The 21,571-nt window shown below is 67.6% G+C and carries 24 protein-coding genes; 19 read left to right on the top strand and 5 right to left on the bottom strand.

The window, feature by feature from the left end:
- Window positions 1-60 precede the first annotated feature (60 nt).
- From H7J93_RS12930 to H7J93_RS12895, 8 genes are all read left to right on the top strand, one after another.
- Window positions 61-216, top strand: coding sequence for a hypothetical protein (locus H7J93_RS12930; protein ID WP_267306667.1), 156 nt, complete (start codon window positions 61-63; stop codon window positions 214-216).
- Window positions 217-224: 8 nt separating this feature from the next.
- Window positions 225-953 (top strand): membrane protein YczE, encoded by a 729-nt coding sequence (yczE, locus tag H7J93_RS12925; RefSeq protein ID WP_267306994.1) that lies wholly within the window; start codon window positions 225-227, stop codon window positions 951-953.
- Window positions 911-1,753: an ABC transporter ATP-binding protein gene (locus H7J93_RS12920; RefSeq protein WP_267306666.1), complete on the top strand. Its 843-nt coding sequence runs from the start codon at window positions 911-913 to the stop codon at window positions 1,751-1,753. Before yczE ends, H7J93_RS12920 begins: the two co-directional genes overlap by 43 nt.
- Complete coding sequence (locus H7J93_RS12915; protein WP_267306665.1) at window positions 1,750-2,562, top strand: NUDIX hydrolase; 813 nt, start codon at window positions 1,750-1,752, stop codon at window positions 2,560-2,562. Before H7J93_RS12920 ends, H7J93_RS12915 begins: the two co-directional genes overlap by 4 nt.
- Complete coding sequence (locus H7J93_RS12910; protein ID WP_267306664.1) at window positions 2,559-3,206, top strand: enoyl-CoA hydratase; 648 nt, start codon at window positions 2,559-2,561, stop codon at window positions 3,204-3,206. The genes H7J93_RS12915 and H7J93_RS12910 overlap by 4 nt, the downstream gene beginning before the upstream one ends.
- Before the next feature lie 11 nt (window positions 3,207-3,217).
- Window positions 3,218-4,183, top strand: a complete 966-nt coding sequence (locus tag H7J93_RS12905; RefSeq protein WP_267306663.1) for a class I SAM-dependent methyltransferase — start codon at window positions 3,218-3,220, stop codon at window positions 4,181-4,183.
- A complete protein-coding gene (locus tag H7J93_RS12900; protein ID WP_276021943.1) occupies window positions 4,141-5,343 on the top strand; it encodes a THUMP-like domain-containing protein in 1,203 nt (400 codons plus the stop codon). Before H7J93_RS12905 ends, H7J93_RS12900 begins: the two co-directional genes overlap by 43 nt.
- 87 nt (window positions 5,344-5,430) lie before the next feature.
- Entirely contained in the window at window positions 5,431-6,129 is a 699-nt protein-coding gene (locus H7J93_RS12895; protein WP_267306661.1) for an esterase, read from the top strand.
- Here H7J93_RS12895 and H7J93_RS12890 read toward each other — a convergent pair.
- Window positions 6,126-7,412, bottom strand: a complete 1,287-nt coding sequence (locus H7J93_RS12890) for an outer membrane protein assembly factor BamB family protein (RefSeq protein ID WP_267306660.1) — start codon at window positions 7,410-7,412, stop codon at window positions 6,126-6,128. The two genes, H7J93_RS12895 and H7J93_RS12890, sit on opposite strands and share 4 nt — an antisense overlap.
- Window positions 7,413-7,501: 89 nt before the next feature.
- Between H7J93_RS12890 and H7J93_RS12885 the strand changes: the two genes are divergently transcribed.
- Window positions 7,502-8,239 (top strand): acyltransferase, encoded by a 738-nt coding sequence (locus H7J93_RS12885; protein WP_267306659.1) that lies wholly within the window; start codon window positions 7,502-7,504, stop codon window positions 8,237-8,239.
- Between the two features lie 9 nt (window positions 8,240-8,248).
- On the opposite strand, the gene H7J93_RS12880 is transcribed toward H7J93_RS12885, so the two are convergent.
- The 3 genes from H7J93_RS12880 to H7J93_RS12870 form a co-directional block, all read right to left on the bottom strand.
- Window positions 8,249-9,490 carry a glycosyltransferase family 4 protein gene (locus H7J93_RS12880; protein WP_267306658.1) on the bottom strand — a complete coding sequence of 414 codons (1,242 nt, stop codon included), beginning with the start codon at window positions 9,488-9,490 and terminating at the stop codon, window positions 8,249-8,251.
- A gap of 106 nt (window positions 9,491-9,596) precedes the next feature.
- Window positions 9,597-11,141: a 1,4-alpha-glucan branching protein domain-containing protein gene (locus H7J93_RS12875; RefSeq protein ID WP_267306657.1), complete on the bottom strand. Its 1,545-nt coding sequence runs from the start codon at window positions 11,139-11,141 to the stop codon at window positions 9,597-9,599.
- Complete coding sequence (locus H7J93_RS12870; RefSeq protein ID WP_267306656.1) at window positions 11,138-11,908, bottom strand: class I SAM-dependent methyltransferase; 771 nt, start codon at window positions 11,906-11,908, stop codon at window positions 11,138-11,140. Before H7J93_RS12870 ends, H7J93_RS12875 begins: the two co-directional genes overlap by 4 nt.
- Before the next feature lie 195 nt (window positions 11,909-12,103).
- Here H7J93_RS12870 and H7J93_RS12865 point away from each other — a divergent pair, with 195 nt between their 5' ends.
- From H7J93_RS12865 to mnmA, 6 genes are all read left to right on the top strand, one after another.
- The gene (locus tag H7J93_RS12865) at window positions 12,104-12,898 is read left to right on the top strand and encodes an electron transfer flavoprotein subunit beta/FixA family protein (protein WP_267306655.1); all 795 of its coding nucleotides are present in this window, start codon (window positions 12,104-12,106) and stop codon (window positions 12,896-12,898) included.
- A gap of 41 nt (window positions 12,899-12,939) precedes the next feature.
- Window positions 12,940-13,896 carry an electron transfer flavoprotein subunit alpha/FixB family protein gene (locus H7J93_RS12860; RefSeq protein WP_267306654.1) on the top strand — a complete coding sequence of 319 codons (957 nt, stop codon included), beginning with the start codon at window positions 12,940-12,942 and terminating at the stop codon, window positions 13,894-13,896.
- 183 nt (window positions 13,897-14,079) lie between these two features.
- Window positions 14,080-14,904 carry a GNAT family N-acetyltransferase gene (locus H7J93_RS12855; RefSeq protein ID WP_267306653.1) on the top strand — a complete coding sequence of 275 codons (825 nt, stop codon included), beginning with the start codon at window positions 14,080-14,082 and terminating at the stop codon, window positions 14,902-14,904.
- The gene (locus H7J93_RS12850; RefSeq protein ID WP_267306652.1) at window positions 14,901-15,731 is read left to right on the top strand and encodes a lysophospholipid acyltransferase family protein; all 831 of its coding nucleotides are present in this window, start codon (window positions 14,901-14,903) and stop codon (window positions 15,729-15,731) included. Before H7J93_RS12855 ends, H7J93_RS12850 begins: the two co-directional genes overlap by 4 nt.
- Before the next feature lie 47 nt (window positions 15,732-15,778).
- The gene (locus tag H7J93_RS12845) at window positions 15,779-16,999 is read left to right on the top strand and encodes a cysteine desulfurase family protein (protein ID WP_267306651.1); all 1,221 of its coding nucleotides are present in this window, start codon (window positions 15,779-15,781) and stop codon (window positions 16,997-16,999) included.
- The gene (mnmA, locus tag H7J93_RS12840; RefSeq protein ID WP_267306650.1) at window positions 16,999-18,066 is read left to right on the top strand and encodes a tRNA 2-thiouridine(34) synthase MnmA; all 1,068 of its coding nucleotides are present in this window, start codon (window positions 16,999-17,001) and stop codon (window positions 18,064-18,066) included. Before H7J93_RS12845 ends, mnmA begins: the two co-directional genes overlap by 1 nt.
- A gap of 6 nt (window positions 18,067-18,072) precedes the next feature.
- Here the strand turns inward: mnmA and H7J93_RS12835 are convergent, their stop codons facing one another.
- Entirely contained in the window at window positions 18,073-18,714 is a 642-nt protein-coding gene (locus tag H7J93_RS12835) for a sensor domain-containing protein (protein WP_267306993.1), read from the bottom strand.
- Between the two features lie 55 nt (window positions 18,715-18,769).
- Between H7J93_RS12835 and H7J93_RS12830 the strand changes: the two genes are divergently transcribed.
- The 4 genes from H7J93_RS12830 (at window position 18,770) to H7J93_RS12815 (ending at window position 21,567) form a co-directional block, all read left to right on the top strand.
- On the top strand, window positions 18,770-19,780 hold the full coding sequence (locus H7J93_RS12830) for a uroporphyrinogen decarboxylase/cobalamine-independent methonine synthase family protein (protein WP_267306649.1): 1,011 nt from the start codon (window positions 18,770-18,772) through the stop codon (window positions 19,778-19,780).
- 82 nt (window positions 19,781-19,862) lie between these two features.
- Window positions 19,863-20,357, top strand: a complete 495-nt coding sequence (locus tag H7J93_RS12825) for an SRPBCC family protein (RefSeq protein ID WP_267306648.1) — start codon at window positions 19,863-19,865, stop codon at window positions 20,355-20,357.
- Window positions 20,354-20,680 carry an ArsR/SmtB family transcription factor gene (locus H7J93_RS12820; protein ID WP_267306647.1) on the top strand — a complete coding sequence of 109 codons (327 nt, stop codon included), beginning with the start codon at window positions 20,354-20,356 and terminating at the stop codon, window positions 20,678-20,680. The genes H7J93_RS12825 and H7J93_RS12820 overlap by 4 nt, the downstream gene beginning before the upstream one ends.
- A 194-nt stretch (window positions 20,681-20,874) precedes the next feature.
- The gene (locus tag H7J93_RS12815) at window positions 20,875-21,567 is read left to right on the top strand and encodes a hypothetical protein (RefSeq protein ID WP_267306646.1); all 693 of its coding nucleotides are present in this window, start codon (window positions 20,875-20,877) and stop codon (window positions 21,565-21,567) included.
- Window positions 21,568-21,571 lie beyond the last annotated feature (4 nt).

The raw sequence follows: 21,571 nt of genomic DNA, 5'->3' as shown, positions 1-21,571 counted from the left end.
AAGCCAGTATGCGCTAACTGGCTATTGATGAGCAAGCCAGATCACCTCAATTATCGGGTTATGAGTACGAAGTGGATATCGAAACTGGGTCGCGGACTGGCGCGGGCCTTCAGCTGGGAGGTGCCGGTCGGTTGCGTGGATTATCAAGATCGCGACGCCGAGCGCATGGCCCGCGAAGTGGAGCTCATCCGGATGCGCTTCCCTCATCACGCGTGAGGGGGATGATGCGAGGGTCCCTGCGTGGCACGGCGCTGCTCGTCGGGTTGACCGGTTACGGCCTCTCGATGGCGATGATGGTGCGCGCCGGGCTGGGCCTCGATCCGTGGGACGTTTTTCACCAGGGTCTGGCCCGGCATACACCGATGACGATCGGTATCGCGTCGGCAGTGGTCGGCGCCGTCGTGCTGCTCGCGTGGATTCCGCTGCGCAACCGGCCCGGCATCGGCACCGTCGCCAACGTCGTCGTCATCGCGATCACCGTCGACGTCGGAATGCTGCTGATGGAGCAACCGTCGTCGATGGCCGCCCGCGTCGCGATGATGGTCGGTGCGGTGGTGCTCAACGCGTTCAGCACCGTGCTCTACGTCGGTGCCGGACTCGGTCCAGGTCCCCGCGACGGTCTTATGACGGGACTTGTGGTGCGCACGGGGCTGTCGGTGCGGCTGGTCCGCACGTCGATCGAGGCGACTGTGCTGGCCCTTGGATGGCTGCTCGGCGGGACCGTCGGCGTCGGCACCGTGCTCTACGCGTTCGGCATCGGCCCGCTGGTTCAGTTCTTCGTCCGGATCACCCCGAAGCGCGTCCTCGCCGTCAGCGGCTGGGCCTCGGTCGCCGACGCCAGCGATTTGGGCGTGCGCAGTCATGCTGAGCGCGACCGAGCACGCCGAAATCGCTTCATTACGATGGGCGGGTGCCAGTCGACGAAGGAGATACAGCCGACCCCGACCTGCTGATCGACTTCGCCAAGGTGTCGCTGCGCCGCGGCGGCCAGGTTCTCGTCGGTCCGATCACGTGGTCGGTCGAACTCGACGAACGCTGGGTGGTCATCGGACCCAACGGCGCAGGCAAGACCTCATTGCTTCGCATCGCGGCAGCGATGGAGTATCCGTCGACCGGAACGGCGTACGTCCTGGGTGAGCGCCTGGGTCGCACCGACATGTCCGAGCTGCGCGCACGCGTCGGCCTGAGCAGTTCGGCGCTGTCGCAGCGCGTCCCCGACGATGAAGTGGTTCGCGACCTGGTGGTGTCGGCCGGCTACTCGGTGCTGGGCCGCTGGCGGGAGCGCTACGACGACGTCGACTACGAGCAGGCGATCGACATGCTCGAAAGCGTGGGTGCCGAACACCTCGCCGAACGCGCCTACGGAACCCTCTCGGAAGGCGAGCGCAAGCGCGTGCTCATCGCGCGGTCGATGATGACCGACCCCGAGTTGCTGCTGCTCGACGAGCCCGCCGCCGGCCTCGATCTCGGCGGACGCGAGGACCTCCTGGCGCGGCTCGAGGATCTGGCGCTGGATCCGGATTCCCCCGCACTGGTGTTGGTCACCCACCACGTCGAGGAGATTCCGCGTGGCTTCTCCCACGGTCTGATCCTGTCCGAGGGCAAGGTCATAGACTCCGGCCTACTTCCCGACGTACTGACCGCCGAGAACCTGTCGAAGGCGTTCGGGCAGTCGATCGTCCTCGAATACTCCGACGGTCGTTACTTCGCGCGCCGGGCCAGGAGCCGGGCTGCGCACAGGAGGCGAGCATGACTGAAGACCCAGTGGTAGACCCATTGACCCCGAGACCGGCCGCGACGGTGATGCTGATCCGCGACAAGACGCCCGGCCAGATCGAAGTGTTCCTGATGCGACGGCACCGCAAGATGGACTTCGTCGGTGGCGTGATGGTCTTCCCGGGCGGCGGCGTCGACGACCGCGACCGCAACGCCGACATCGACTGGCACGGCCCCGACAAGCACTGGTGGGCTGACCGGCTCAACACCGACGCCGACCTCGCCGAGGCGTTGGTGTGCGCGGCGGCGCGGGAGACCTTCGAAGAGTGCGGCGTACTTTTCGCAGGCGCCGCCGACGACCCGGACCTGCTCGTCGACGATGCGTCGAGCTACCGCGACGCCCGCGCCGCACTGGTCAGCAAGGAGCTGTCGTTCGGCGAGTTCCTGAGCACCGAGAAGCTGATGCTGCGCGCCGATCTCCTTCGGCCATGGGCGAATTGGGTGACCCCGAAAGAGGAGCGCACCCGCCGCTACGACACCTACTTCTTCGTCGGCGCGCTTCCGGACGGCCAGCGTGCCGACGGCGACAACACTGAATCCGACAAAGCCGACTGGACCACACCCGAAGCGGCGCTCGACGATTTCGCCGCGCACCGCACCTTCCTGCTGCCGCCGACGTGGACGCAGCTCGATGCGCTGGCGGGCCACACCGTCGCCGAAATCCTCGCCGTCGAACGAAAGATCGAGCCGATCTCGCCGAACATGAACATGACCGACGGGAACCTGGAGTTCGAGTTCTTCGACGGCGAGCGCTACAACCAGGCGCTCGGGGGACGCACCCCGTGAGGGAGTTCGTCTCCATCCACACCAGCGACGACCAGCCCGGCGTCGCCACCCTGCTGCTGTCGCGGCCACCCACCAACGCGCTGACCCGTCAGGTGTACCGCGAGCTGGGGATCGCGGCGGCGGAGATCGGCGGGCGTGACGACGTGCGCGCCGTCATCCTCTTCGGCGGCCACGAGATCTTCTCCGCCGGTGACGACGTGCGGGAGCGGTCGCTGCTCAACAACGCCGAAGCCGCGACGGCCGCACAGGTCTGCCGGCAGGCCGTCGACGCGCTGGCCGCGATCCCCAAACCCACCGTCGCCGCGATCACGGGATACGCGCTCGGTGGCGGGCTCAACCTGTCGCTGGCCGCGGACTGGCGCGTCGCCGGCGACAACGTCAGGTTCGGCGTGACCGAGATCCTGGCCGGGCTGGTGCCTGCGGGCGGCACCTCGCGGCTGGCGAGCACCGTCGGCCTCTCAAAGGCCAAGGACATGGTGTTCAGCGGCCGCTTCCTCGATGCCAAGGAGGCGCTCGCGCTGGGCCTGATCGACGAGATGGTCGCCCCCGACAGCGTCTATGACGCGGCGCTGGCCTGGGCGCGGCGGTTCGTCGAACATCCTGCTCAGGTACTGGCTGCCGCCAAGGCGTCGTTCGACCTTTAGGCTGCCCTGTTATGACCGTTGACCCGAAACCTAATCCGCACGCCACCGCGGAGCAGGTCGAGGCGGCCCGCCACGACTCCAAGCTCGCCCAGGTGCTCTACCACGACTGGGAGGCCGAGTCGTACGACGACAAGTGGTCGATCTCCTACGACAAGCGCTGTGTCGACTACGCCCGCGACCTGTTCGACGCGACGGTGCCGGAGGACGAACTGCGCAATCTGCCCTACGATCGCGCCCTCGAGCTCGGCTGCGGTAGCGGGTTCTTCCTGCTCAACCTGATCCAGGCCGGGGTGGCGCGTCGCGGGTCGGTGACGGACCTGTCGCCAGGGATGGTCAAGGTGGCCGTGCGCAACGGCGAGAACCTGGGCCTCGAGATCGACGGCCGCGTCGCCGACGCCGAAGGCATCCCGTACGACGACAACACCTTCGACCTCGTCGTCGGGCACGCCGTCCTGCATCACATCCCCGATGTCGAGTTGTCGCTGCGCGAGGTCGTGCGCGTCCTCAAGCCCGGCGGCCGATTCGTGTTCGCCGGCGAACCGAGCAACGCCGGGGAGAACTACGCGCGACCGTTGTCGACCTTGACATGGCGCGTCGTGACGAACCTGACCAAGCTGCCGGGGCTGACCAGCTGGCGTCGCCCGCAGTCCGAACTCGACGAGTCGTCACGCGCGGCCGCGCTGGAGGCGATCGTCGACCTGCACACGTTCTCGCCCGGCGATCTGGAGCGCATGGCACGCAGCGCCGGCGCGGTCGACATCTCGACCAGCACCACGGAGTTCACCGCGGCGATGCTCGGGTGGCCGCTGCGCACCCTGGAGGCTGCGGTACCGCCCGGCCGATTGGGTTGGGGCTACGCGAAATTCGCGTTCAACAGCTGGATCACCCTGAGCTGGGTCGACGACAATCTGTGGCGTCGCGTCGTGCCGAAGGGCTGGTTCTACAACGTGATGGTCACCGGGGTCAAGCCGTCGTAGCTTTCCGCCTCGACGACGTCGCCTATCTACGCAGCGACGCCGGCAGGCAGGCGCTCGGCGAAGTCGGCGGCCTGCGCCTGGAGCCGGCCACTCTGGTCGCCGACATCGCTTCGGTCCGTGAGCGTTTCGGCGAGCGAGCGGCCGTCCTGGTGGAGACGACGGTGTTGCGCCGCAGGGCCGCGACGAAGTTCGACGACGCCGCGGACTGGCTGTTCACCGACGAGGCGCTCCAGCAGGCGACGACGCAGGCGGTCGCCGCGCATCGAGCCCGGCGGCTGACGGGTGCGGTCGTGCACGACGCCACCTGTTCGATCGGCACCGAGCTTGCCGCGCTACGGAATTCGACGACCACTCTCGTCGGCAGCGACGTGGACCCGGTTCGGCTGGCGATGGCACGGCACAACGTCGCCGACGTGGACCTGTGCCGGGCCGACGCGCTGCGGCCGATCACCCGTTCGGCCGTCGTCCTGCTCGACCCTGCGCGCCGACGCGGTGGTCGGCGGCGCTTCGATCCGCGTGATTACACCCCGGGCCTCGACCTCCTGCTCGAGGTGTACGGGGGTCGCGACATCGTCGTAAAGTGCGCGCCCGGAATCGATTTCGATGCTTTGACCGGCTTGGGCTTCAGCGGCGAAGTCGAGGTGACCTCAGCCGCCGGTGGCGTACGTGAGGCGTGTCTGTGGTCGGCGGGGCTGGCCACGCCGGGCGTGACTCGGCGCGCCAGCATGCTCGACACGGGGGAGGAGATCACGGACGCCGAACCCGACGAGTGCGCCGTGGCGCCGGTCGGCCGATGGATCGTCGACCCCGACGGCGCGGTCGTCCGCGCGGGACTGGTGCGCCACTACGCGGCCAGGCACGGCCTGTGGCAACTCGACCCCGACATCGCCTACCTGTCCGGCGATCGCGTGCCTTCCGGGGTGCGTGGTTTCGAGGTGCTCGAGGAGCTCGCCTACAGCGAACGCCGACTGCGCCAGGCGCTTTCGGGCCGCAACGTCGGTGCGGCCGAGATCCTGGTGCGCGGTGTGGACGTCGATCCCGACGCGCTGCGGCACCGGCTGCGGCTACGCGGAACGCAGTCGGTCTCGGTGGTCATCACCCGGATCGGGACCGGGGCGTCAAGCCAGGCAAGGGCGTTCATCTGCCGTCCGTCGCGCTGAGCTTCCGCGCCCCCTCTGAAACGACACGTACCCTGGCAGTGATGCGTCGGCGGCGGAGCCGACGCCCCGCTTCGAGGACGTCCAACGATGCGCATTCTGAAGACGGCAGCCGCTGTGCTGGGTGCCTGTGTCATCGCCGGCACGATCGGCGCTCCGGTGGCGTCGGCGCAGTCGGCGTGCGCCGAGTTGGGCGGCACGGTGGACGCCGACCAGATCTGTCGGGTGCACGCCCAGAACGACACGTATCTCCTTGACTTCGCCTTTCCCGCGCAATATCCCGATCAGCAGGCGGTGGTCGACTACCTGACCCAGACCCGCGACGGGTTCGTCAACGTCTCGGATATGCCCGGCTCGCGCGGGCTGCCCTACGTGCTCGACGCCAAGGGCACCGGCTACCGCTCGGGTCTGCCGCTGCTCGGCACCGAGAGTCTGGTGTTCGAGGTGTATCAGAACGTGGGCGGTGCGCACCCGGTGACCTGGTATCAGGCGTTCAACTGGAATCATGCCAACCGCTCACCCATCACCTTCGGGTCGTTGTTCAAGCAGGGCACCAAACCGCTAGACGTGATCTACCCCGAGGTGAACAACTACCTGTCGAGAGAGCAGGGTCTGGCAGACGCGATCCCTGCAAGCGCGGGCCTGGATCCGGCCAACTACCAGAACTTCGCGCTGACCGACGATTCGTTGATCTTCTTCTTCAGCCAGGGCGAGATGTTCCCGGAGTCGGCAGGTCCGGTCCAGGCGTCGGTGCCGCGCGCCTCCGTCGCACCGATGCTGGCGCTTTAAGCCGGCGCGAACCCGTAGACCCGGCCCTCGCTCGTCGCCGTGACGACGCGGCGGTCTTGGCCGATCGAGACGCCGACCGGCCACCCTCCCGCATTGGGCAGGGGATAGCTGTTCACGGTGCGGCCGTCGGCGGGATCGAAGACCACCAACGCCTGAGCGTCCTCACCGTCGCGCGCCACCGCGTACGCGACGTGAGTACCGGACTGACTCGACGTGGTCAGCGGTTCGACATCGTCACGGGTCCAGGTCACCTCGCCCTTGTCGCCGGCGTCCTTGATGCCGACGAGCTTGGCCCCTGGGCCGCCGCCGGCCACGATCAGGCCGTCAGGCGACACCGACGGCGGCGTCTGCGCCAGATAGTCCAGCGGGACCGACCATTTCGGTGTGCCGTCGGCGGTGTCGATCGCCCACAGATGCTCGTCGCGCCCGTTGACGTAGGCGGTCGAACCGTCCGCCGACAGCACCGGACTGGCCAGGGGTCCGCCGCTGACGGCATCGCTGGTCCACTCGCGGGTCAGCACCGGGTTCTGACCCGGGCGGTAGCGCAACCCGACGAGCACCGGAGCGTCGGTGTCCGGTTCCCACAGACTGAGCACGATGATCCCCGTCTGCTCGGCGAATGCCGGCGCCGCCGCCACGGGGCAGCGGGCATGTGCGGGCTGGCAGTCCGCGAGGCCGCGCTCGGGGTCTTTGGGATCGACGCCGTCGATCAGGTCGAGCGGGGATCCGTCGACGACGCCCTTGTGCGCGTCGAACACCAGGACCTGCCCCAGGTGAGTGACCACCAACAGGTGGCCGGGCGTCAGAATTCGCGGCGTGGTCGGCATCCCGATCACCGGTTGACGCCAGCGGATCCACTGCGTGGGCGGAAACGAGATGATGGCCCCGGGTTGGCCGACGTAGAGGTTGTCGAATCCATCGAAAAGTGGACTGGAGAAGCCGCCGCCCTGTACCAGGCGGGTGCACCAGCGTTGCCGGGCGCGGTTGTCGGCCTCCCACACCATCAGCGAGCAGCCGGCCGGGGTCTGCGCGTTGACGGCCAGATAGCTGCCGGAGCCCAGCGCCACCTGCGCCGCGAGCTCACCCTTGACCGAGCGGACCCACTCCAGACGCAGCGAGTCGGCGCCGTCGTTCGGCTGGTAGCTGCTGTTGCGGGCGTCGCCGTACTGGGCGGCCCACCCCGAGGACGCATGCGCCTCGACCCAGGAGTCGGTGTTTCCGCAACCGGCCAGCGCGGCCGTGATCAGCGCTGTTGCCGCCAGCACGATCGATCGCCGGAACACTGCGCCCTTTCTTTCGTGTTCTGCCCGCCTTGGAAGTCCCAGTGAGGGTAACCGTTCGGCACCCGATGGCTCGCGTAGGCTTTCCGGCCATGACAACGATGTGGGGCGCGCCGCTGCACAAGCGGTGGCGAGGTTCGCGTCTGCGCGATCCGCGCCAAGCCAAGTTCCTCACCATGGCCTCGTTGAGGTGGGTCATCGCGAATCGGGCCTACACCCCGTGGTACCTCGTGCGTTACTGGCGGTTGCTGAAGTTCAAGCTCGCCAACCCGCACATCATCACCCGCGGCATGGTCTTCCTCGGCAAGGGCGTGGAAATCCAGGCAACGCCGGAGTTGTCCACGATGGAGATCGGTCGCTGGGTGCACATCGGCGACAAGAACACGATCCGCTGTCACGAGGGGTCGTTGCGCTTCGGCGACAAGGTGGTCCTCGGGCGGGACAACGTGATCAACACGTATCTCGACATCGAGTTGGGCGATTCCGTGCTGATGGCGGACTGGGTGTACGTGTGCGACTTCGACCACCGGATGGACAGCATCGAGCTGCCGATCAAGGACCAGGGCATCGTGAAGGGCCCGGTGCGGATCGGTCCCGACACCTGGATCGCCACCAAGGTGACGATTCTGCGCAACACGACGATCGGCCGTGGCTGCGTGCTCGGCTCGCACGCGGTGGTCAAAGGTGAGATCCCGGACTTCTCGATCGCCGTCGGCGCACCGGCGAAGGTCGTCAAGAACCGCAAGCTGTCGTGGGAGACGTCGGCGGCTCAGCGTGCCGAGCTCGCCGCGGCGCTGGCGGACATCGAACGCAAGAAGGCCGCGCGCTAAACCTGGTGGTCAGCGATCGGGCAGCGCATGCTCGACGATGGGGCGCCGCCGATGCGGTTCGCGCTCACGCCGTTTGGCGGCCAGGTAGACCTGCGCGGTCTCGCCTGCGATGGTGTGCCATTCGAAATCGGAGTTGAGGCGCTCGCGGGCGGCGATCGCGCGCTGTTGTGACGCGTCGGGGTCGTCGAGGACTTTGCGGACGGCAGCCGCGATCCCGGCGATGTCGCGCGGGGGGAAGGAGACGCCGGTCTGCCCGTCGATCACCGCCTCGCCGAGGCCACCGACATTCGAGGTAGCCAACGGGATTCCGGTGGCGGCGGCTTCGAGTGCGACGATGCCGAACGGCTCGTAGTGGCTGGGTAGGACGGCGACGTCCGCGGTGTGCAGCATGCTCACGAGTTCCTCGTGGTGCAGATGCCCCGCGAACGTGACGGCCTTGAGCACCTTGTGCTTACGCGCCTGTTCGATCAGAAACTGCTGCTGGGTGCCGGTTCCGGCGATCGTCAACGTCGTGCCGGGATGGGTACGACGAATCCGGGGGAGCGCGGCGATGAGATCGTGGACGCCTTTCTCGTACTCCAGGCGACCCAGATACATCAGCTGGGCGGGCCCCGTGCGCGGACGACGCTTCGCGAACGGCCAACGCGCGGTCTCGATTCCGTTGCGGATCACCCGGGTCTCCGCCAGCCCCGGCCCGAAGAGCTCGACGATCTCGTCGCTCATCGACGCCGAACATGTGATCAGCGAATCGGATTCGTGAACCAGCCACGACTCGATCGCGTGCACCTGCCTGCTGATGGCACCCGACACCCAGCCTGAGTGTCGGCCCGCTTCGCTCGCATGGATCGTGGAAACCAGTGGCACATCGAAGTATTCGGCGAGTGCGATCGCCGGGTGCGCGACCAGCCAGTCATGGGCGTGCACGACGTCCGGTTGCCACGGTTTGCCGCGGCGGCCCTTGATGGCGAGTCCGGCGCGGATCATCGAATGACCCATCGCCAGCGTCCACGCCATCATGTCGCTGCCGAAGTCGAACTCGTGCGGGTCCTGGGCGGCGGCGACGACGCGCACACCTTCGACGATCTCGTCGGTCGACGGATGCGTGCTGGGATCGGTACCGCTGGGCCGACGGCTCAGTACCACCACTTCGTGGCCCGCATCGGCCAGCGCCGTCGCGAGGTGATGAACGTGCCGCCCGAGCCCGCCGATCACAACCGGCGGGTACTCCCACGACACCATGAGGATCTTCACGATCGTGCTCCAGGCATGCGCCGAAACTGCTGACAGATCGCCAATTTGCCCGGATCGGGCGATCTGTGCGCAGTCTCGGCGGAGGAGGGGGCGGGGGTGTGGGGTTTCACGGTCGGGGGAGTCTCCGTGCGTCGAGCGCGCCGAACAGGCCGTCGGCGCGATTCCAGCCCTCGGCGAGGCGCTGTGCGTGGTCGTGGCGACCCGACGCCATCGCTCCGGCGATCTCGCGGGTGGCGTGGGCGTGCAGGTGTGCGCGATACCGCGCATAGTCCGCTGCCGAATCCTTGCTGACCATGAACGGCCAGTCGCTGGACACCGTCAACAGGGTTTCCCGCAGGATCTGGTCGGCGACGAAGTTTCTGGCCGGTGCCGTGTCGGTCTCACCCAGTGTCTTGTCGACGGTCGTGAGTGCGGTGTCGACGACTTCACTGTTCAACTGGACCAGGTCGGCAACCTGCTCGCCCGCCCACACCTGCCAGTCCTTACCGGAACCCCAAGAGCTGGGCGGCAATTCGACGGGTGAGCCGACAAACCCCTCCGTGATCGCATCGGACAGGGTGCCGACGCGAATCCCGGCCTCCGGCAGCGCGCGCAACACGCGTTCCAACCAGACCGGACCTTCGTACCACCAATGCCCGAACAGTTCGGTGTCGAAGGCCGCGATCACGTGCGCGGGCCGACCGATTCGTGCGCTCTCGTCGATGAGGCGCTGACGCACATGGGAGACGAAATCAGTGACGTGGCCGTCGATCGCGGCGTCGGCGCGCTGGGGGTCATACGGCGCCTTGTCGTCAGAGGCGACGTTGCGGCCGGTCACTCTCGCCGGCTTGAGGCCCGTCGTGTGGTCGTAGGTGTGGAAGTCGCGGTAGGCGGCGTGGCCGGGATAGCCGGATTTCGGTGACCACACCCGGTAGCTGACCTGCAGATCACGCCCGAACGCGATGACATCCGACGCTGCGACGGGCCGCCCGAGCGCGGTGTCGCCGTGAAGCGACGGACCGTCGACCATGAAGTGGCCGATACCCGCTGCGGCGTAATCGATTTCCATGCCCGGGGCGTATGCGCACTCGGGCGCCCAGATCCCGGTGGGTGTGTGCGCGAACCGAAGTTGCGCGTCGGCCAGTCCTTCCCGCAGAGCGAACTCGCGCAACCGCGGATTGAGCAGCGGCTGGAAGGGATGCGAAAGCGGTCCGCCGAGCAGTTCGATCGCCTCGGCGTCGATCAGCTGACGCAGCAGTGGGCTGCCCCCGTGCGCCCACAAGGTCGCGAAATCCTCGAGGGCCCGCTCGGCTTCGGCGTGTTCGCGAATGCCGAACTCTCGCAACGGATCACCGAGCGTCGTCGCTTCCAGGGCACGCAACCCCCAGTTGGCGAGCCAGTGGTGCATCCCGGTCAGGCAGTACGGGTCGTCGAGTTGGGCGGTGACCACCGGCGTCATGCCCAACGTCAGGAGATGACTGCGGTTCTCGGCAGCCAGCGTGCGCAGGACGCGCATCAGCGGGATGTAGGCCGCCGACCACGACTGGTAGAGCCACTCCTCGCCGACCGGCCAGCGTCCATGATGCGCCAGCCAAGGGAGGTGGGTGTGGAGGACGAGTGTGAACATGCCCGGAGTGCCGGCGGCATCGGAGCGGGGAGTCGGCTGCGTCATGGCCGCACCGCGATCGCGACAAGGTCGAGGCTTTCGTCGATGTTTCGCTCGGCGGCGTCCAGTAGGTCGAAGTCATCGGTGGTCACCGATGCGACATCGTCGAGCAGATCGGTGGGCCATGGCTTATCGGCCAAGGCGCGCGCGATCTGTGCGTCGATGATGGAGCCCCCATGGCGCGCGTCGAGCTCGGCCAACCGCGCACCGTGGAATACGCCCAGCATCGATTCCACTGAAAAGCCCTCCCCGGACAGCAGTTCGGACAGCTCGGCGGCGTTCAGTTCCCGGGTGTGGAACGGGTTGATCGGGGTGTCGCGACCGGGGCTGAAGGTGATCCGGTTCGGTGTCGACATCAGCAGCAGACCGCTGGGGCGCAGCACGCGAAGACACTCGGCGACGAATTGCCCTTGATCCCACAGGTGTTCGATCACCTGGAAGTTCACCACGACATCGACGGAGCCGTCGGCGAGCGGAAGCTCGGCCAGGTTGCCCTGACGCATGTCGACCCGCGGGTAGCGGGCGCGCACGTGGGCGACCGCGGAGTCGTCGTAATCCAGCCCGATGACACTGTTGGCCACGTCGGCGATCAGGTCCGCTCCGTACCCCTCGCCGCACCCTGCTTCGAGCACGTCGCGATCCGCACAGAGAGCGGCCAGCCGCTCGTAGACAACCTCATGGCGACGGAACCAGTAGTTCTCCTCCGCAAGGCCGGGAACCGTGCGTTCTCCGGTCAAAGGCAGGTCCGGACCGTCGGTAACGAATGCGCTCATTGCAAGGCAGGCTAACGTGAAACAGCTCACTGGCGAACAGTTCACCGCCTACGTGCTGCTAGAACGCAAACTTCGACCAGCTATGGTGTTCCTGCGATCCATCTTAAGTTACCCGCGAGTAACATGATGGTGGTTGCTTGAAACGTGGTATTGCGGGCCGGTCATCGGCCCCTTCGAGGAGGACGAACCAGACTCATGACGAACATCGTGGTCCTGATCAAACAGGTCCCTGACACCTGGTCGGAGCGCAAGCTGTCCGACGGCGATTTCACCCTCGACCGGGAGGCCGCCGACGCCGTGCTCGACGAAATCAACGAGCGCGCCGTCGAAGAGGCACTCCTGATCAAGGAGCGCGAGGGCGACGCCGCCGGCACTGTGACAGTGCTCACAGCCGGACCGGAGCGTGCGACCGAGGCCATCCGCAAGGCGCTCTCGATGGGCGCCGACAAGGCGGTGCACCTCGTCGACGAGGGCGTGCACGGGTCGGACATGGTCCAGACGGGTTGGGCGCTGGCCCGCGCGCTGGGCACCATCGAGGGCACGGAGCTGGTCATCGCCGGTAACGAGGCCACCGACGGCGTCGGCGGCGCGGTCCCCGCGATCGTGGCCGAGTACCTGGGCCTGCCCCAGCTCACGCACCTGCGCAAGGTGACGGTCGAGGGCGGCAAGGTCGTCGGCGAGCGCGAGACCGACGAGGGTGTGTTCACCGTCGAGGCGTCGCTGCCCGCCGTGATCAGCGTCAACGAGAAGATCAACGAGCCGCGCTTCCCCTCCTTCAAGGGCATCATGGCCGCGAAGAAGAAGGAAGTCACGACGCTGACGCTGGCTGAGATCGGTGTCGAGGCCGATGAGGTGGGTGTCGCGAACGCCGGTACGAAGGTGACCGCGTCGACCCCGAAGCCGCCCAAGACCGCGGGCGAGAAGGTCACCGATGAAGGTGACGGTGGCACCAAGGTTGCCGAGTACCTCGTGGCCCAGAAGATCATCTAGCCCCAGACGCTGAACAGAACCCAGAAAGATAACGAAGACACATGGCTGAAGTACTTGTGCTCGTTGAGCACGCAGAAGGTGCCCCTAAGAAGGTCACCGCCGAACTCATCACTGCCGCACGCAAATTGGGTGAGCCCTCCGCCGTCGTGGTGGGCAAGCCGGGCACGTCCGAAGGACTGATCGACGGGCTCAAGGCGGCCGGTGCCGCCAAGATCTACGTGGCCGAGTCCGACGACGCCGAGAACTATCTCATCACTCCGTTTGTGGACGTGCTTGCCTCGCTGGTCGAGTCCGCAAGCCCCGCCGGTGTGGTGCTGGCCGCGTCGGCGGACGGCAAGGAGATCGCCGGCCGGCTGGCCGCGCGTATCGGCTCCGGTGTGCTGACCGACGTGGTCGAGGTCAAGGATGGCGGCAAGGCCGTTCACTCCATCTTCGGTGGCGCGTTCACCGTCGAGGCCGAGGCGACCACCGAGGTGCCCGTGATCACCGTGCGTCCCGGCGCCGTGGAGGCCGAACCCGCCGACGGTGCAGGCGAAGTGGTCACCGTCGAGGTGCCCGCGCAGGCCGAGAACGCGACCAAGATCACCAAGCGTGAGCCCGCGGTTGCCGGTGACCGTCCCGAGCTCACCGAGGCCACCGTTGTGGTGTCGGGCGGCCGTGGTGTCGGCAGCGCTGAGAACTTCAGCGTCGTCGAGGAATTGGCCGACTCGCTCGGAGCCGCTGTCGGTGCGTCGCGCGCGGCCGTCGACTCCGGCTACTACCCGGGCCAGTTCCAGGTGGGCCAGACCGGCAAGACCGTGTCGCCGCAGCTGTACATCGCGCTGGGCATCTCGGGTGCGATCCAGCACCGCGCCGGTATGCAGACGTCCAAGACGATCATCGCGGTGAACAAGGACGAAGAGGCGCCGATCTTCGAGATCGCCGACCTCGGTATCGTCGGCGACCTGTTCAAGGTCGCGCCGCAGCTCACCGAGGCGATCAAGGCTCGCAAGGGCTAGTTCGCAGGACTCGCAAAGTCGCACGTTCCGCTCGGCGGAACGTGCGATTTTGCATTCCGGGCCTGATGCGCGTGTGAATTTGCACACGTGAGCAGGTAAAAAAGGCCAACTCGTCACCCAGCGCTCACGGACACGTCACACTCCCGACGCCATCCGGAGATGCTGCTGGGCGACCGTGCAGCCATGAGCACTGCTTCTGTCCTCATCGCCCCCGACAGGTCCGCCCAAGCATCGAAGACCCCGCGCTACACCCTGCTGCTGTCCACCGACCCAGCGCTCATCGACGCGGCGCAGCGGCTTCGCCACGACGTGTTCACCTCGGAACCGGGCTTCGCGCTGCCCCCAGCCGCCGACGGCAGGGACGCCGACCGCTTCGACGAGTACTGCGATCATTTGCTCGTCCGAGAGGACAACTCGGGTGAACTCGTCGGCTGCTATCGGATGCTGCCGCCGCCCGGCGCCATCGCCGCCGGAGGCCTTTACACCGCAACAGAATTCGACGTTCGAGGACTCGACGCATTGCGGCCTTCGCTCGTCGAAATGGGCCGTGCGGTAGTTCGTCAGGATCACCGCAACGGTGGTGTGGTGCTGCTGGTGTGGGCCGGCATCCTGGCCTACCTGGACCGCTGCGGCTACGAGTACGCGACCGGTTGTGTGTCGGTGCCTGTCGCTGGTGCTGACGGCGCCGCACCCGGCAGCCAGATCCGAGGTGTGCGTGACTTCGTCCGCCGCCGCCACGCGGCCCCCGCCGAGCACACGGTGTATCCGTACCAGCCGGTGACGGTCGACGGGAGGGGCCTCGACGCCATCGCCGCGCCGGCACGGGTGACTGTGCCGCCGCTGATGCGGGGCTACCTGCGACTCGGCGCGCGGGTATGCGGCGATCCGGCCCATGATCCCGAGTTCGGGGTGGGTGATTTCCCCGCGCTGCTGGATAAAAGACAGGCCGACATGCGGTACCTCAACCGGCTGAGGTCGGTGGGCGCGGTGAGCGCGATGGCGTCATGACCGTCGACAGTCCCTGGCTTCCACGCGCCACATGCGACACCAGTTGCGTCAGTGCGACCGAGGAGCCGGCCGGTCAGCGGGTGGTCGTCGCGTGGCGCGTCGCGATTCGTGCCACATTCGCCTTCCTGTTGCTCTCTGCGGTGCCCCTGTTGGCGATTCCCGTGCCGGGCCGCTCTCACGTGCAGCGCCGCTATTGCCGCCTGATGCTGCGATGCCTCGGTGTGCGAATCACGGTGTCCGGAGGGCCGATTCGCAACCTGCGGGGCGTCCTGGTGGTGAGTGGCCACGTGTCGTGGGTGGACGTCTTCGCGATCGGTTCCGTCCTGCCGGGTCGGTTCGTCGCCAAGTCCGAGATGGTCAACTGGCCGGGCCTGGGGCTCCTGGCGCGGCTGATGAAGGTCATCCCGATCGAGCGAGGCGATCTGCGGAGGCTGCCCGACGTGGTGTCCCTGATCGCGGGTCGGCTGCGGGCGGGCCAGACGGTTGTGGCCTTCCCCGAGGGCACGACGTGGTGTGGCCTGGCGTACGGGCAGTTCCGGCCCGCGATGTTCCAGGCCGCGGTGGACGCCGGCAGGCCGGTGCAACCGCTGCAGCTGAGCTACCACGGGCGCGACGGCCGCCCGTCGACCATCGCCGCCTATGTCGGAACGGACACGCTGCTCGCGTCGATCCGGCGGCTGATCACCGCCCAGCGCACGATCGTGCGCGTGCACGTCGAGTCGCTGCAGCTGCCGGGCACCGACCGCCGTGACCTCGCCGCCCGCTGCGAATCCGCGGTACGCGGGGACGGGTCGCGCCGAGGACACGGTCACGCGCTGGTGGCCTGACCACGGGATCTGGGCGGCCGGTCCGGGGCGGCTACCATGGAACGGCTATGACCTCGTCAGATGTTCTGCGTGTTAGCGGCTCCTCGCCGGTCTATCTGGATCACGCCGCCACCACCCCGATGCACCCTGCTGCCATCGAGGCGATGACGTCTGTCCTGGCGACGGTCGGCAACGCGTCCTCACTGCACGGCACCGGGCGCGCTGCGCGCCGCCGCATGGAGGAAGCGCGCGAGACGCTTGCCCAGCTGCTCGGCGCGCGGCCGTCCGAGGTGGTGTTCACCGCCGGCGGAACCGAGAGTGACAACCTCGCGGTCAAGGGCATCTACTGGGCGCGCCGCGACGGCGATCCACGCCGCAGGCGCATCGTCACCACCGGCGTCGAGCACCACGCGGTGCTCGATGCCGTCGAGTGGCTGGTCGAGCACGAAGGCGCCGAGGTGACCTGGTTGCCTGTCGACTCAGAGGGTTCGGTCTCACCGGCGGCACTCCGCGATGCACTGCAGGACCCCGACGACGTCGCATTGGTGACGGTCATGTGGGCCAACAACGAGGTCGGCACCATCATGCCGATCGCGGAACTCGCCGCCATCGCAGCCGAATTCGACATCCCGATGCACAGTGACGCCGTACAGGCTGTAGGTCAGATTCCCATCGACTTCGGCGCGAGCGGACTCTCGGCGATGAGCATCACCGCGCACAAGTTCGGCGGACCCACCGGTGTCGGCGCCTTGCTGTTGCGTCGCGATACGGCGTGTGTGCCGTTGCTGCACGGAGGCGGTCAGGAACGCGACGTCCGTTCGGGCACACCGGATGTCGCGGGCGCCGTCGCGATGGCCACCGCCGCGAAGATCGCGGTCGAAGGTCTGGAAGCCAACAGTGCGCGCGTCGCCGAACTGCGCGACCGCCTGATCGACGGTGTGATGTCGAGCATCGACGATGTGCGTCTCAACGGCGCGGCCGGTGCGGATCGACTTCCCGGCAACACCCACTTCACGTTCCGCGGCTGCGAGGGCGACTCGCTGCTGATGCTGCTGGACGCCAAGGGTGTCGAGTGCTCGACGGGTTCGGCGTGCACCGCAGGCGTGGCGCAGCCCTCCCACGTGTTGATCGCGATGGGCGCCGATCCGGCGAGTGCGCGCGGCTCGCTGCGACTTTCTTTGGGGCACACCAGCACCGAGGCCGACGTCGACGCGGCGCTGGCCGTCCTGCCTGCTGCGGTCGAGCGGGCGCGCCAGGCGGCGCTGGCCAGTTCGGGAGTGGTCGACTAGTGCGCGTACTCGTAGCGATGAGCGGCGGGGTGGACTCGTCGGTGGCAGCGGCCCGCATGGTCGACGCCGGTCATGACGTGGTCGGCGTGCACCTGGCGCTCTCGTCTGCACCCGGCACACTGCGCACCGGATCACGGGGGTGCTGCTCGAAGGAAGATGCCGGAGATGCCCGCCGCGTCGCCGATGTGCTCGACATCCCCTTCTATGTCTGGGATTTCGCGGACCGGTTCGCTGAGGACGTGGTGGACGACTTCGTATCGTCCTACGCCCGCGGTGAGACCCCGAACCCGTGCGTCCGATGCAATGAGCGAATCAAGTTCTCCGCGTTGGCGGCTCGCGCGCTGGCGCTCGGATTCGACGCGGTGGCAACCGGACACTATGCCCGGCTGTCGGACGGGCGGCTACGTCGCGCTGTCGATGCCGACAAGGACCAGTCCTACGTCCTCGGTGTACTCACCGCCGAGCAGTTGCGCCACGCCGTGTTTCCCGTCGGCGACACCCCCAAGCCCCAGATCCGCGAGGAAGCGGCCCGGCGGGGGCTTGCGGTCGCCGAAAAGCCGGACAGCCACGACATCTGCTTCATCCCCTCGGGTGACACGCGTGCGTTTCTCGGCGCCCGGATCGGTGTGCGCCGTGGTGCCGTGGTCGATGCGGGCGGAACGGTGCTCGCCGAGCACGAGGGCGTGCACGGATTCACCATCGGCCAGCGCAAGGGCCTCGGCATCGCCGGACCGGGACCGGACGGTCAGCCGCGATACGTCACCGGCATCGACGCCGACACCGGCACGGTGCACGTCGGGACCGCCGCGGATCTCGACGTGTGGACGCTGACCGGCGAACGACCGGTGTTCACTTCTGGTGTCGCGCCCGCAGGCCCGACCGAATGCCATGTGCAGGTGCGTGCGCACGGCGGGATCGGCGATGGTGTCGCCGAGGTGCGGGACGGTCGCATCGTCGTCGAACTGCGTGCCCCGATCCGCGGGGTGGCCGCGGGGCAGACCATGGTGCTCTACCGTCCCGATCCCGACGGCGACGAGGTGCTGGGCAGCGCGACGATCACGCGCTAACGGCGATCACTCCGGCACATTCGCGAGGATGTTCGTCATGACGATGTCGGGCACCGATCCGGGGAAGCGGCAGAACGTGACCTCAACCAGCACCACCGATTTCACGCGATAGTCGCGACCGCAGGCGCCAGGACGCGTCCGCACCATGTCGTCCGCGACCGTCCATTGGCCGACGAGATCCGGCCCCAAAGTGCTTGAGCCACAGCCGTCGACCAGTCCCGCGAGACTGTCGAACGCGGCACGGGCGACCTCGGGGGAGCGGTAGGCGGCGACGGCTTCCGAGATGAGTCCGCCGTCGGGAGGATTCTGAAACGTGGTCTTGCGGAATTCCTCGACCTCGCGGCCGAACGTCTGCGTCTCGGCGAACAGCCATTCGCATTGCGGGGGAGCCCCTTTGACGAGCGGTTCGATGTCGACCGGAAACTTTCCGTCCATGCTCGGGATGATCGAGAGGTCCTCGCCCGCCCCGGTGATCGCCCGCATCTGTGACTGATCCAGCACGACGGTCTCGACGTCGACCGGCGACAGTGAGTCGTCGTCGATGCCAGGGATCGCCCGCACCGCCGTACCCGTGATGGATTGCGTACACCCCACAGCCAGTAGCGCCGCGGCACCCCAGACAGTCATCAGTCTGGCCGCTGCGGGCATGGCCACCTCCCAACCCTTTGGGTCGAGCCTAGTCCCATCGAATACTGTTCAACGAGTGAGTGTTTTCGCCGCCGCCACCGGCATCGGATCGTGGCCGGGTACCTCGCCTCGTGAGGCAGCGGAGATCGTCGTCGGCGAATTGCATACGCTGCCGCATCTGGTCGAGTTGCCGGCCCGTGGCGTCGGCGCGGACATGATCGGCCGTGGCGGCGCCCTGCTCGTCGACATCGGGATCGACACGGTGCCCCGCGGGTACCGGATCGGCTCGGGCCGCAGCGCGGTGCTGCGGCGGGCCGTCAGTCTGCTCAACGAGGATCTCGACGCGCTCGAGGAGGCGTGGGAGAACGCCGGGCTGCGTGGCGCGACCCGCACGGTCAAGGTGCAAAGCCCGGGCCCGATCACCCTGGCCGCGCAGTTGGAGCTGCCCGGCGGGCATCGCGCCATCACCGATGCAGGCGCCGTGCGGGATCTGGCCGCCTCGCTCGCCGAGGGGGTGGCGGTGCACCGGGCGGAGGTCGCCAGGAGGCTGGACACCACAGTCGTGGTGCAGTTCGACGAGCCGCTGTTGGCTGCCGCACTCGAAGGCCGGCTGTCGGGAGTCACCAGTCTCACGCCGGTGCACCCGGTGGACGAGCCGGTGGCGATCGGACTGATCGACGACTGCATCGCGACGGTGGGCGCCGATGTGGTGCTGCACAGCTGCGCCGCCGCCCTGCCATGGAACATGTTGCAGCGCAGTTCGATTCATGCGTTGTCCGTCGATGCGTCGACGCTCGTCGCCGCTGATCTGGACGGCATCGGCGAGTTCGTCGAAACCGGGCGGACCGTACTGCTCGGGGTTGTCCCAACGTCTGCTCCTGCCGCACGCCCCTCGTTCGAGGAGATCGCGACGTCGGCGGCGGCCGTGACCGATCGTCTCGGCTTTCCGCGAGCGGTCCTGCGTGAGCGGATCGGCGTCACCCCCGCCTGCGGGCTCGCGGGGGCCACCCCTGAGTGGGCCCGCATTGCCGTCGAACTGGCGCAGAAGGCCGCCGACGTGTTCGCCGACGATCCCGACGCGGTGTAGCGTCCGCACGAACAAAGCGCAACTAAAAGGTTGCGCATTACCTGCATCGGGGCTAGCGTGAAAAGCAACCAGGAGGTTGCATATGAATTCAGATCGGATCGAGAAGGAAGTCGTTTTGAAGGCGCCGCTGGACCGTGTCTGGCGGGCGATCAGCGATAGCGAGGAGTTCGGCCGGTGGTTCGGAGTGCGCTTCGACGGGCCGTTCGTCGCGGGGAAGTCAGTCACCGGCACCATGGCGCCAACGGAGGTGGATGACGACGTCGCAGCGACCCAGCAGCCTTATGAAGGTCAGGCCGATGCGTGGCACATCGTCGCGGTGGAGCCGCAGCGGCGGCTGGCGTTCCGCTGGCATCCATACGGAGTGGAGGCCGGCGTGGACGTCTCGCAGGAGCCCACGACGCTGGTGGAGTTCACTCTCGAAGACACCTCCGACGGCGTGCTGCTGCGCATTGTCGAATCCGGTTTCGACGCCATCCCGGCAAACCGTCGACGGACGGCGTTCGAGGCCAACAGCGAAGGCTGGGCCGCCCAGACCGAGCTAATCCGGAAGTATCTGGCCCTCAGCGAGAAGGTGTGAGCACGTCCGTCGTTGCCAGGGCGCCGCTGTTCGACGCTCTGGGCGATCCGAATCGCCTGCGCATCATCACGCGTCTGTGCGACGGCGGACCCTGCTCGACAACCAAGATCACCGAGGTCGTATCGGTTAGCCGACAGGCGGCGACCAAACACCTGTTGCTGTTGGAGGCGGTGGGGTTGGTGAGCAGTCAGCGCAATGGCAGGGAACGGATCTGGCGGGTGCGGCCGGAACCGCTGAATGAGGCGAGCGAATACCTCGACGCGCTGTCACGTCGGTGGGACAATGCAATTGGCCGACTGCGTACTTACGTTGAGGACAATTAAACCGCTCGACGATGACCTTTCCGCGCTCGTGGGACGGGTCGGCCAGGGGTCAGCGCCGCGTGCAACAATGCATCGACGACACCGTCGAATCAGCTTTGCCACCCGCAGGAGAAACTGTGGCCCGATTCAGTCCGCGCCTCATGGCAGGTGTGGGGGTTCTGTCGGTGTTTCTCCTGCTAGGCGGACCGGCTGCGATGGCAGTCGCTGATCCGGGTGGTTCGCATTCAAATCGGGGAAGCGGTTTCGACCGCGGCAGCGGCGGTGGCAACGGCCGAGGGGGGTCGGAGCGCCACGATCGCGACCGCGTCGGCAACATTGACGGCGGCAAACGTGGCGAAGTCGAAGACGGCCCGGGCATCGTCGAGAGCCCGACGGTTCGAGTCGGATCGGGCCGCGCCGACGTCGCAGAGGCGGCGCCGCGCACCGCGGCCGACTCGGGGGAAACGGTTTCGAGCGGCACAGGGCCGGGACTGTTCAACGGATCCGGGCCGACCCTGTCCAGCGGCGGCGGGTCCGGCTCAGCTCGCGCCGGCGTTCCCAGCGTCCGAGTCGGCCCTCCGCCTGTCACAGTGGGCAACGGGCGGGAGCCGGGCATCAAGAAGGGCACACCGGAACCGCAATGGCGGGCTCCTGCGCTACCAGAACCGGTGCCCGTCGCACCGCCGCCTCCGCCTCCGGCCGCGCCCGCTCCGCCGCCGCCCGCCGAAGTCAAGATGAACCCGATCCAGCCGGTGCAGACGCAGCGACTGGACGTCGCAGAGGTCGACGATTGGCAGAATCCGTGGTGGGGTCTCGCAGGTCTGCTGCTGATCCCTTGCGCGGGTGCGGCTCTCGGGTACCGGCAGGCACGCGCCGCCCATGCGGCGGAACGGCTGCGTCGTTTCTAAGGCA

Source organism: Mycobacterium barrassiae, assembly GCF_025822765.1.
GTDB classification, from domain to species: Bacteria; Actinomycetota; Actinomycetes; order Mycobacteriales; family Mycobacteriaceae; genus Mycobacterium; species Mycobacterium barrassiae.
This window is presented reverse-complemented; position numbering and strand designations above follow the sequence as displayed.

Excerpts from the sequence above, each read along its gene's own strand:
- H7J93_RS12930 (WP_267306667.1), top strand. The coding sequence starts at position 61 with ATGAGTACGAAGTGGATATCGAAACTGGGTCGCGGACTGGCGCGGGCC.
- yczE (WP_267306994.1), top strand. The coding sequence starts at position 225 with ATGCGAGGGTCCCTGCGTGGCACGGCGCTGCTCGTCGGGTTGACCGGT.
- H7J93_RS12915 (WP_267306665.1), top strand. The coding sequence starts at position 1,750 with ATGACTGAAGACCCAGTGGTAGACCCATTGACCCCGAGACCGGCCGCG.
- H7J93_RS12905 (WP_267306663.1), top strand. The coding sequence starts at position 3,218 with ATGACCGTTGACCCGAAACCTAATCCGCACGCCACCGCGGAGCAGGTC.
- H7J93_RS12895 (WP_267306661.1), top strand. The coding sequence starts at position 5,431 with ATGCGCATTCTGAAGACGGCAGCCGCTGTGCTGGGTGCCTGTGTCATC.
- H7J93_RS12885 (WP_267306659.1), top strand. The coding sequence starts at position 7,502 with ATGACAACGATGTGGGGCGCGCCGCTGCACAAGCGGTGGCGAGGTTCG.
- H7J93_RS12875 (WP_267306657.1), bottom strand. The coding sequence starts at position 11,141 with ATGACGCAGCCGACTCCCCGCTCCGATGCCGCCGGCACTCCGGGCATG.
- H7J93_RS12870 (WP_267306656.1), bottom strand. The coding sequence starts at position 11,908 with ATGAGCGCATTCGTTACCGACGGTCCGGACCTGCCTTTGACCGGAGAA.
- H7J93_RS12865 (WP_267306655.1), top strand. The coding sequence starts at position 12,104 with ATGACGAACATCGTGGTCCTGATCAAACAGGTCCCTGACACCTGGTCG.
- H7J93_RS12860 (WP_267306654.1), top strand. The coding sequence starts at position 12,940 with ATGGCTGAAGTACTTGTGCTCGTTGAGCACGCAGAAGGTGCCCCTAAG.
- H7J93_RS12855 (WP_267306653.1), top strand. The coding sequence starts at position 14,080 with ATGAGCACTGCTTCTGTCCTCATCGCCCCCGACAGGTCCGCCCAAGCA.
- H7J93_RS12850 (WP_267306652.1), top strand. The coding sequence starts at position 14,901 with ATGACCGTCGACAGTCCCTGGCTTCCACGCGCCACATGCGACACCAGT.
- H7J93_RS12845 (WP_267306651.1), top strand. The coding sequence starts at position 15,779 with ATGACCTCGTCAGATGTTCTGCGTGTTAGCGGCTCCTCGCCGGTCTAT.
- H7J93_RS12835 (WP_267306993.1), bottom strand. The coding sequence starts at position 18,714 with ATGCCCGCAGCGGCCAGACTGATGACTGTCTGGGGTGCCGCGGCGCTA.
- H7J93_RS12825 (WP_267306648.1), top strand. The coding sequence starts at position 19,863 with ATGAATTCAGATCGGATCGAGAAGGAAGTCGTTTTGAAGGCGCCGCTG.
- H7J93_RS12815 (WP_267306646.1), top strand. The coding sequence starts at position 20,875 with ATGGCAGTCGCTGATCCGGGTGGTTCGCATTCAAATCGGGGAAGCGGT.